6 protein-coding genes and 2 pseudogenes are annotated in these 9,480 nt (G+C 74.1%); 3 read left to right on the top strand and 5 right to left on the bottom strand.

Going from position 1 to position 9,480, the window contains the following annotated elements:
• The 5 genes from GTQ99_RS02805 to GTQ99_RS02785 form a co-directional block, all read right to left on the bottom strand.
• Positions 1–1,341: MFS transporter (locus GTQ99_RS02805; RefSeq protein ID WP_166614219.1), on the bottom strand; the 1,341-nt coding region annotated here is incomplete at its 3' end.
• 123 nt (positions 1,342–1,464) lie between these two features.
• Positions 1,465–2,307 carry a TIM barrel protein gene (locus GTQ99_RS02800; RefSeq protein ID WP_166614218.1) on the bottom strand — a complete coding sequence of 281 codons (843 nt, stop codon included), beginning with the start codon at positions 2,305–2,307 and terminating at the stop codon, positions 1,465–1,467.
• Between the two features lie 212 nt (positions 2,308–2,519).
• On the bottom strand, positions 2,520–3,335 hold the full coding sequence (locus GTQ99_RS02795) for an FCD domain-containing protein (protein ID WP_205706667.1): 816 nt from the start codon (positions 3,333–3,335) through the stop codon (positions 2,520–2,522).
• A gap of 4 nt (positions 3,336–3,339) precedes the next feature.
• Complete coding sequence (locus GTQ99_RS02790) at positions 3,340–5,379, bottom strand: D-apionate lactonase family protein (RefSeq protein WP_166614217.1); 2,040 nt, start codon at positions 5,377–5,379, stop codon at positions 3,340–3,342.
• Positions 5,376–6,182: an SDR family NAD(P)-dependent oxidoreductase gene (locus GTQ99_RS02785; RefSeq protein ID WP_166614216.1), complete on the bottom strand. Its 807-nt coding sequence runs from the start codon at positions 6,180–6,182 to the stop codon at positions 5,376–5,378. Before GTQ99_RS02785 ends, GTQ99_RS02790 begins: the two co-directional genes overlap by 4 nt.
• Positions 6,183–6,987: 805 nt before the next feature.
• Between GTQ99_RS02785 and GTQ99_RS02780 the strand changes: the two genes are divergently transcribed.
• The 3 genes and pseudogenes from GTQ99_RS02780 to GTQ99_RS27435 all read left to right on the top strand — a co-directional run.
• On the top strand, positions 6,988–8,553 hold the full coding sequence (locus GTQ99_RS02780) for an apiosidase-like domain-containing protein (RefSeq protein ID WP_166614215.1): 1,566 nt from the start codon (positions 6,988–6,990) through the stop codon (positions 8,551–8,553).
• A 15-nt stretch (positions 8,554–8,568) separates the two neighbouring features.
• A pseudogene (locus GTQ99_RS27440) lies at positions 8,569–8,748 on the top strand (LacI family DNA-binding transcriptional regulator); the annotation flags it as partial.
• 104 nt (positions 8,749–8,852) lie between these two features.
• Positions 8,853–9,221, top strand: a pseudogene (locus GTQ99_RS27435) (substrate-binding domain-containing protein); the annotation flags it as partial.
• Positions 9,222–9,480: the final 259 nt, after the last annotated feature.

Genomic DNA, 9,480 nt, shown 5'->3' with positions numbered 1-9,480 from the left:
CTTGGGGAGGCCGGCGGCCTCGCCGGTGGGTGCCGCTGCGGCGCGGCCGCGCCGGGACAGGACGAGCAGGATCACGGCGGAGAGGACCAGCAGGCCGCCGGTCAGCCACAGGCCGAGCTTCTCGTCGCCGGTCAGGTCGGTCAGCCAGCCGGTGATGTAGGGGGCCGAGAAGCCGCCGATGTTGCCGAAGGTGTTGATGAAGGCGATGCCGGCCGCGGCGGCGGCGCCGGTGAGGAACTGCGGAGGCAGGGACCAGAAGTTCGGCAGCGCCATGAAGATCCCGCAGGCGGTGACGGCGATGACGAGGATGGTCAGGTAGGGGGAGTTCATGTACAGCGCGACGGGGACGCTGAGGCCTGCCAGCAACGTGGGCAGGGCGATGTGCCAGCTCTTGAAGCCGTTGCGCGAGATGTGGCGCGACCACAGGAACAGCGCGATCGCCGCCGGCACGTAGGGGACGGCGTTGACCAGGCCCTTCTCGAACACCGAGAACGTGGTGCCGAAGCGCTCCTGGAATCCGGCGATGATGGTGGGCAGGAAGAAGGCCAGGGAGTACAGGCCGTAGATGAGGCCGAAGTAGGCGACGGCCAGGGCCCAGACCCGTCCCACGCCGAGGATGGCGCGGGCGGAGCGGGTGCCGCGGCTCTGGCTCTCACCCTGCTCGGCGTCCAGTTCGCGACGCAGCCAGGTGCGCTCCTCGGCGCTGAGCCACCTGGCGTCCTCGGGCTTGTCGGTGAGGTAGAACCAGCAGGCGATGCCCATGACGATCGCGGGCAGGCCCACGCACAGGAACATGAAGCGCCAGCCCTCCAGGCCGAGGACGCCATCGCCGGTCTGCATGAGGAAGCCGGCCAGCGGAGCGCCGACGACGGTGGTCAGCGGCTGGGCCAGGTAGAAGCCGGCGAGCGCCTTGCGGCGGTACTCGCGGGGGAACCAGAGGGTGATGAAGAGGATCGCGCCGGGGAAGAAGCCGGCCTCGGTGACGCCGAGGAGGAAGCGCAGCCAGTACAGCTGGGTGGCGTCCTGGACCCAGGTGAACAGCACCGCGACGATGCCCCAGGTGACCATGATGCGGGCCAGCCACTTGCGGGCACCGAAGCGGTGCAGCGCGAGGTTGCTGGGGATCTCCAGGACGATGTAGCCGATGAAGAAGACCCCGGAGGCGAAGCCGTACTGGGCCAGGGTGAGACCGAGGTCCTCGTTCATCCCGTTGGGGCCGGCGAAGCTGACGGCGGTGCGGTCGAGGTAGTTGATGAAGAACATCACTGCGACGAAGGGGATCAGCCGCAGCGCGGCCTTGCGCAGCGCGGTGCTGCCGGCCTGGGGGGTGCTGGTGTCCATGGAGGGCGTGCTCCCTTGCACGGGTCGGTGGCTCTGCTCATCGTCCTCAGGAGCGGCGCTCGAGGTCGGGGGAGGCGCCGGCACGTGGTGCTGGCCGGCTCGTCCACTGTGACATCGACGAGGCTATTGGTCAACCGGTTGCTGGATCGTGCCGTGGGACTGCAGTCGAGCGAGCACCGCCAGCGACCGCCGGGTCCACTGCGCCTCCACCGCGCGCGTGGAGGCCGCGCCCTCCTCGCCGGAGCCCTGCGGCGGCAGCCAGTGCTCCAGCACCTGGTGCACCCGCCCCGGATCCGGCCTGACCACCTCCAGCAGGTCGGCGTAGTCCAGCTGCCCCTCACCCAGCGGGCAGCTGGCCAGCGTGAAGCCGGCCCAGCCCTCGCGGCGGGTGAAGCGGAAGTCCTTGACGTGGATGTTGACCACCCGGTGCGCCAGCCGGCGCACCACCTCGCGCGGGTGCTCCAGGCCCGCCACGCAGTTGGCCGGATCGAGCACGATGCCCAGGTGGGGGGAGTCGATCCGGTCCACCAGCGCCAGCAGGTCACCGGTGCTGATCTGCTCGTACGTCTCCAGCCCCAGCACCACCCCGGCGCCCTCGTAGGCGGGCAGCACCGCGCGCAGCCGCACCTCGGCATCGGCCGGGGTCGGCCGGTCGTCGGCGGTGAAGACCATGGAGCGGACGGTGCGTGCGCCCAGCGCACGGGCGTGCTGCAGGTGCCGCAGCAGGTGCTCGACGCCGATGCCGCGGGTGCCGGTCTCCAGGACCGTGCCGTGCCCGGCGGCGGCGCGGCGCAGTGCCCGGGCGCGCTCGTCGGTGAGGTCTTCCAGATCGGGGTGGTCGCAGATCTGGAAGACCTCACCCCCCAGCTGCTGGGTGTCGGTGAGCATCTCCAGCAGCGACATCGGCCGCGGGGACGTGGGGGCCCAGCGGTGGCTGTAGGCGTAGGTGGAGGTTCCGATCGCCACGACTTCCTCCTCGAACGGCGCGGTGGGCATCCCGCTCAAGGCGGTCAACCGGTTGAGCGCCAGCTTGCCACCGATCGCCGCCTCGTGGCCACCTCCGCCCCCGACCGCCGTGATCGCTCAGGCTGCCACCGCATCCCTGCGGTGGACGCGGTGGCGCCTCGCGCAGCACCCCGGGCCGGTCGGACCGGCCGACGGGACCCCTCCGGGTGCGCTCAGCTGCTGCCGACGGAGGGCAGTTGCGTGGTCGGCTGCGCCGGCACCCGCGTCGTCGCTGCCGTGCCGGCGGCGGTCGCGGATCCATCGGCGTGCTCCACGCGGTCGCCGGCGGTGCGCATGTGCGCGTCCATGGCCGCCTGCGCGGCCGAGGGGTCGTGCGCGGCGAGCGCCTCGTAGACCGCCCGGTGCTCCCGGCACGCGGTCAGCGCCTGCTCGCTGCTGCGCAGGCCGCGCTCCACCCACACCCGCAGCAGCGAGCGCACCGTCCGCAGCAGCTCGTCCATCACCTCGTTGCCGGCCGACCGCGCCAGCTGCAGGTGGAAGGCCGCATCCGCTTCGATGAAGGCCCCGAAGTCCTCGGTGCTGGCCTCCATCGCCTCCAGGTGCGAGCGCAGCGCCTGCAGGCCCGCCTCGTCGATCCGCTCAGCGGCCAGCACCGCTGCGCGCACCTCCAGCGCGCTGCGCACCTCCGAGAGCTGCGCGGTGTGCTCGGCGGAGACCATCAGGCCCCAGCTGAGGGTGGTGGGCAGCAGCTCGGACATGCTGTCGCGGATGTAGGTGCCCGAGCCGGGGCGCACGCTGACCAGGCCGAGGATCTCCAGGGCCGCCAGCGCCTCGCGCACCGCCGAGCGCCCCACGCCCAGCGACTCCGCCAGCTGGCGCTCCGGGGGCAGCCGCGAGCCGGGGGGGAAGGTGCCCTGGGCGATCAGGGTGGTCATCTGCCGCGCCACGTCGGCGACCGCGGAGCCGCGCGGCAGCGTCTGCAGCTCCAGCACCACCCGGGCGGGGTCGTCTGCGCGGAAGGCGGGCACCGTCTCACCTTCTCACGCTCGTGGGCGCGGCCGCCCGGCTGTCGGCGGCTGCGCCCACGTGGTGCACCGTGCCCCACGGCCGGATCGACAGCTCGCGCCCGGCCACGGCGATCCGTCGTCCGTGCCCGCTGAGGTCGGCGGCCAGCACGACCAGCCGCTCCGCGCGCCGGGCCGCCACCACGGCCAGGCCGGGCACCAGCGCGCTCTCCAGCAGCTCCCAGCCCTGCAGGGCGTCGAGCCACCGGACCACCTCGGCGGCGGGGAACGCGCTGCCGTCGAAGGCCAGCAGCCCTCGCGGGCCCCAGGTCTCCACGGCGGTGATCGAGGCGACCCCCGCGATGGCGAAGGCCTGGTGGGAGGCGAGCAGCCAGGCGGCGAACCCGCGCCCGCCCTGGCGCGGGTCGTCCGCGTGCCACACGTGCTCGGCCCCGCAGCCCTCGGTGGTGACGTCGCCGTCATCGGGCACGCGCGGGGAGGTGGCCACCGCGTTGAAGCGCGGGCGCAGCGTGAGCGGCCCGACGTGCACCGGCCGGCCGGCGGCGATCCGCACCGCCTGCTGCGCGGTCGTGCGCTGCACGGCGATCGACTCCAGCAGCTGCCGGCGGCCGGTGTCGTGCATCTGCGGGGTGGAGGAGAAGGTGAGCGCGGGCAGGTCCGCGGGCAGGTCGGCGTGGCGGCGGTTGAGCTCGGTGAAGTGCGCGCGGGTGCCGCCCACCAGCGGCAGGCCACCGTGCGGGCGGTCGTGCGGGTCGCCCGCGAGCTCGCGCAGGCGCTCCCACAGCGCGGCAGTGGTGACGTGCTCGGCGGCGTCGTAGACGGCGACCCGCTCGAGGGGACCCCGGCGCACCGCGGTCAGCACCGGGTCCAGCTCCTCGACCCGCTGCGCGGTGATCCGCACGTCCAGGGGTGCCTCGCCGGCCTCGCGCCGGGCGCGGGCCAGCACGCCGGGCCAGGCGCGGCCGGTGGCGTCCAGCTCCACCAGCAGTGGACCGCGCCACCAGGAGGAGGTGTCGACGGGCTCGCCGGGCGCCGTGGAGGCCTGCAGCTGCAGACGCGGCAGGGTGCGCCCGGTGGGCACGAGCACGACCTGCGTGAGGTCCGGGCGCGCTGACCCGGTCACCACCGCGCCGGACGGCGCGGCCGGTCCCCGCCCTCCGCTGCCCGCCGGCGCGGTGGCGCCGGCGACGCCGGAGCACCCGGCGCGCCCTGGCACCTCGTGACCGGCGGGCGCCGCGCCGGCGCGGCCGGCGTGCTCGGTGACCGTCAGCTCGACGGTGTGGGCGAAGCCGTCTCCCGGGGCGACCGGGACCGGGAAGGGGGCGCTCAGCGGAGTGCTGTACGTCTTGAACGAGGCGTCGGTCCAGTTGCGCTGGTCCTCCATCTCGAAGACGTCGCCGCGCAGGTCGAGGGCGAGGTCCAGGACGTCCTCACCGCGCTGGAGCGACCACTCCAGCCCCGCCACGTCGCGGGCGGGCTGGTGCGGGGCGACGTGCGCGGGGAAGGTCGTCGCGGTGGCCGAGCCGTCGGGGTGGCGCACCCGCAGCGCGGACCCGGCGAGCTCCGGCGGGTGCAGCACCACCAGGCCCAGGCGGTTGCGCCGGAACGCCCGGGTCACCCGCCCGCCGGCGGCCAGGCGCAGGCGAGCGCCCCCGCCGGCCGGTTCGGCGGTCAGCTCGGCGCGCCAGTGCACCGCCGCACCGAGCTCGTCGTGATCGGCCTCGAGCAGCACGTGCAGGCGGTCGCCGCCGACGTCCACGACCTCGACGGAGCTGGAGGTGACCGGCACGGTGCGCCAGTCGTGATCGCGCACCACCACGCGCAGTGCGCTGAGCACGAGCGTGCCGCGGTGGGTGACGTCCTCCACGGACACCCCGCGCAGCGTCAGCGCCCACTGCCCGGCGCGCAGGTGCCGGGGCGCCGGCTCGGCGTCGAGCCAGGCGTCGTCGGTGGCCGGGTCCGCTGCGGCCGGGGGCGGCGGCTGCTCACCGGCGGCGAGCCCGTCCCCGGCGCTGGTCGGCGGGTCCACGCTCGTCGGCCGCGTCACAGCGAGGTCATCCCCCCGTCGACGCGGAACAGCGCGCCCGTGGCGAAGGAGGACTCGTCGCCGGCCAGGTACACCATGATCCCCTCCACGTCGGCGGGGGTTCCGGGCCGGCCCAGCGGGGTGCGGGCCACGATCGCCGCGCGCGAGGCCTCGTCGCCGGAGATCGCGGTGACCAGCGGGGTCTCGGTGTAGCCGGGCACCACGGTGTTCACCCGGATCCCGTGCTCGGCGTAGGCGGCGGCGACGGTGCGCACCAGGCCGTGCACGCCGGCCTTGGAGGTGGAGTAGGCGGTGAAGTCCCTGCCCTCGCCGTTCAGGCCGGTGGGGCTGCCGGTGCAGACGATCGACCCGCCGCGCCGCCCGTCGGTGCGCCCGGTCATGGCGCGCACGGCGTGCTTGAGCGTCAGGAACGTGCCCGTCAGGTTGACCTCCACCGTGCGCCGCCAGACCTGCAGGTCGAGGTCGGCGACCGGTGCGTCGGCGCCGAACAGCTGCACCCCGGCGTTGGCCACCACCACGTCCAGCGGCCCGACCTCGGCGAGGGCCCGGGCGTAGCCGGCGGCGACGCTGTCCTCGTCGGTGACGTCCACCTCCACCGCCACCGCGGCACCGGTGACCTCGGCGACGGCGCGTCGGGCGCCGGGCAGGTCGCGGTCGGCGAAGACGACGTGGGCCCCCTCGGCGGCGAAGCGGGTGGCCACGGCGCGCCCGATCCCGGAGGCCGCTCCCGTGACCAGTGCGCGCCTGCCCGCCAGGCGCCCGCTCGGGGTTCCCGCGACGGTGCCGGCCGGGTTCGACGTCATGGTGCGATCTCCTTCAGCTTCAGCGTGCGCGTGGTGATCCCGTTCGGCACGGAGGCGTGGCTCGGGTGGGCCACCGCTCGGGTCGGGTCCTCACCCGGCACTGCAGGTGGGGGTGCGGCCCTCGGCGGCTTCGGCGACCGGGGCGACGGCTGCGGCGACGGCTGCGGTGGTGGGTGTCGTGGTCACGTTCGCACCCCTTCGCGCGATCCGTCAGCTGTGACGTGGGTGCAGACTGGCACGCGTGGTGCAAAGCGGTCAACCGGTTGACGCAGATGTGTGATCAGTCTCAGAGTGGTGGCCACGCAGCGACGCCACCGGGACAGCGGCGACTACGACGTCGCCTCCTCTCGCAGAGCGGCCAGGAAGGCCGGCGCGTCGGGTGACTGCGTGGTGACCGGTGATGGAGGCGAAGGTGCTCGAACACGAGCAGGGCCCGCGGCGACGCTCCGCCGTCCAGCCGTCGACCGCCGCCGGTGTCCTCGGCGTCGCCTCCGCCTGCGGCGGTGGCTCGGGGAGGGGGCGGCGCGCATCGACGGAACCTCCACCTTCCGCACCTCCTGGCAGGTCTGCCTGCCACTGGCCGAGCCCGCACCGGCCGCGCAGAGCTTCAGCACCCGGCACGGGACCGGCTACGGCCAGCTCAACGCGTTCACCACCACGTCGGCCGTCCCCGTCCTCATCGTCCACCCGATCGATGTTCCAGCGCTGCTGCGTCCAGGGCGCCTTCGCCGGCCCCGTCGAGGGCTGACGACGGCCGAGCAGTCCCCGCCCGATCCCGTGCCCCTCCGACCGTGAAGGAACGATCGTGACCTCCGCTCCTGCCTGGCGAACCGTGGAACTCACCCTCACCGCCGCGACCGAGCACGCCGACGCGTACAGCGACGTCGACGTGTGGGTCGACTTCACCCACGAGTCCGGGACCAGCCTGCGCCGCCCGGCCTTCTGGGACGGCGGGAGGCTCTGGCGCGTCCGGTTCAGCTCTCCCGGGATCAGCGGTGACTGGGCCTGGACCAGCGACGCCGACGTGGCCGACGAGGGCCTGCGCGGCGTGACCGGCTCCGTCACCACCGAGGAGCACGGTCAGCACCGTGGCACCGGCCGCTTCGCCCGCCACGGGTTCTGGACGATGTCAGCCGACGGCCGGCACCTGCAGCACGCCGACGGCACCCCCGCCGTCCTCGTCGCGGACACCGCGTGGGCGCTGCCGTGGCGGGCGACCCCGGAGGACGCCAGGACCTTCGCCCGGGACCGGCACGCCAAGGGCTTCAACGCCGTCCTGCTCATGAGCGTCCAGCCCGACATGCGAGCCGTCGGTCCCGAGGACCGGACCGCCGACGAAGGCTTCGCCGTCGCCTTCGACGACCTGCCGCAGGGCACGCTGCAGGCACTTCGCCCGGACTACTTCCAGCACCTGGACGCCCTGGTCGACGCGCTGCTCGACCACGACATCGTCCCCGTCTGGCAGCCGGTCTTCCAGGGCTTCGGCTGGAAGGGGCTGGACGTCGCCGGCACCGTCGTCCCGACCCATCAGTACGCCCGCTACTGCCGCTACCTCGTCGCCCGCTACGGCGCATCCCCGGCCGTGTGGCTCGTGGGCGCCGACGGGTCGGGGGAGGAGCCGCAGATCGCCGCCGGCGGTCAGGAGGTGCAGCGCTGGGACGCCTACGGGCACCCCACCGGGATCCACTACCGACCGCACGCGGGCAACCGGGCCCACCAGGACGCCGACTGGCTGGACTTCCAGTGGTGCCAGACCGGCCACCTGGGCGACCACGTCCCCGAGCGCGTGGCGGACATGGCCCGCAACCTGCCGCCGAAGGCCATCGCCAACGGCGAGCCCAGCTACGAGAACACCGCCGTCACCGGGCGCGCCGGCGGCTGGTGGCAGGGTCACGAAGCCTGGTCCAACCTGTGCGCCGGCGCCGCCATGGGCGTGGTCTACGGAGCGGGCAGCCTGTGGCAGTGGAAGCTGCACCCCGACGAGGTCGGGCAGTCGGACTTCTTCTCCGCCCCCGGCGCCGGCTGGCGCGAAGCGCTGGACTTCGAGGGCTCCACCTACGTCGGCCTGGTCGGCAAGATCCTGCACGGCCTGCCCTTCCTCGGCGCCCGGCCCAGCTGGCAGCAGAGCCTCACCCCTCGCGGCCTGCTGGTCCCCGGCGTCTTCTACCTCGCCTACGCCCACGACGGCGGGGACCTGCGGATCCTCGACGGGGGACCGGTCCCACGCCCGTACCGGGTCCTGGACCCGCGCACCGGTGAGGTCGTGGACCGGGGCGTGCGCGCGGGCGTGAACGACCCGGTCCCAGCCTCCGCCGGCGCGCCGCGGATCTTCGTCTTCACCGACGACTTCACCGGCACCGCGCTGGAGTGAGGGGCAGCGGCCCTGGTGCCCGACACCTCGACCGACCTGGTGCCGGGCGACGCCGCCACTGCGCGGTGGCGGCCGAGCACGGCCGACGTCGGGCGGGCGGCTCAGGTCTCGGCGCAGACGGTCTCGCGCTACTACACCGGTGGCTACGTCTCCACCAGTGCCGGGGAGAGGACCGAGGCCGCAGTGCGCGAACTCGGGTACGACCGCAGCAGGCTGCCGCAGATCCTGCGGGCCCAGCGGACGGACACCCTGGGCTTCCTCGCCACCGGCCCGATGAACCACGGCAACGCCGGGGTCACCTCGACGAACTCGCCGAGTGGAAGTGCCCACCCCTGGGCGTGCTGCGGTGCCGCGAGTGGGACGCCGACTCCGGAGCGGACGTCAGCGCCGGGCTGGATGCCACCGACTTCGATGCCGTCTTCGCGGCCAACGACGAGATCGCCCTGGGTTTCACGGCCGCCGTGCGGGAACGCGACGTGCTGGCTCCACGGGACTGCTCGATCGTCGGTGTCGACGACGTGCCGGAGGCGAAGTGCTTCACGCCGCCCCTGACGTCGTCGAGGCTGGACTTCGAGCAGGTGGGAGCGCAGGGGTTGCAGGTGCTCCTGCAGCGGATCGACGGTCTCGACACCGAACGGGTGCAGGTCGTGCCGACCCGGCTGTCGGTGCGGGGATCGACGCGTGCGGTGGTCGGCGCCGAGGAGCCGCAGCCTGCGCCGGGCCCCCAGCGTCGGCGCCGACGCGCCGGGTGGTCGCGAGCGCGCAGACCGAGCCGACCTGGAGGGCGGCGTTGTCGCCGTACGGGGTGGGTGGGGGTGCAGCCGCTGCTGCCGCAGGTCAGGTCGGCCAGCTGTTGCGCCCATCGCCCAGGATCGAGCGGGCCAGGGGGCGCAGGGACTGGGCGACGTCACCGGTCGTCCACACCGG

It is taken from the genome of Kineococcus vitellinus, assembly GCF_009906315.1.
Classification (GTDB): Bacteria; Actinomycetota; Actinomycetes; order Actinomycetales; family Kineococcaceae; genus Kineococcus; species Kineococcus vitellinus.
The sequence above is the reverse complement of the archived record's forward strand: the minus strand, read 5'-3'. Positions and strand labels throughout refer to the sequence as shown.

Coding starts and splice junctions, on each gene's coding strand:
- GTQ99_RS02785 (WP_166614216.1), bottom strand. CDS start 6,182: ATGACGTCGAACCCGGCCGGCACCGTCGCGGGAACCCCGAGCGGGCGC.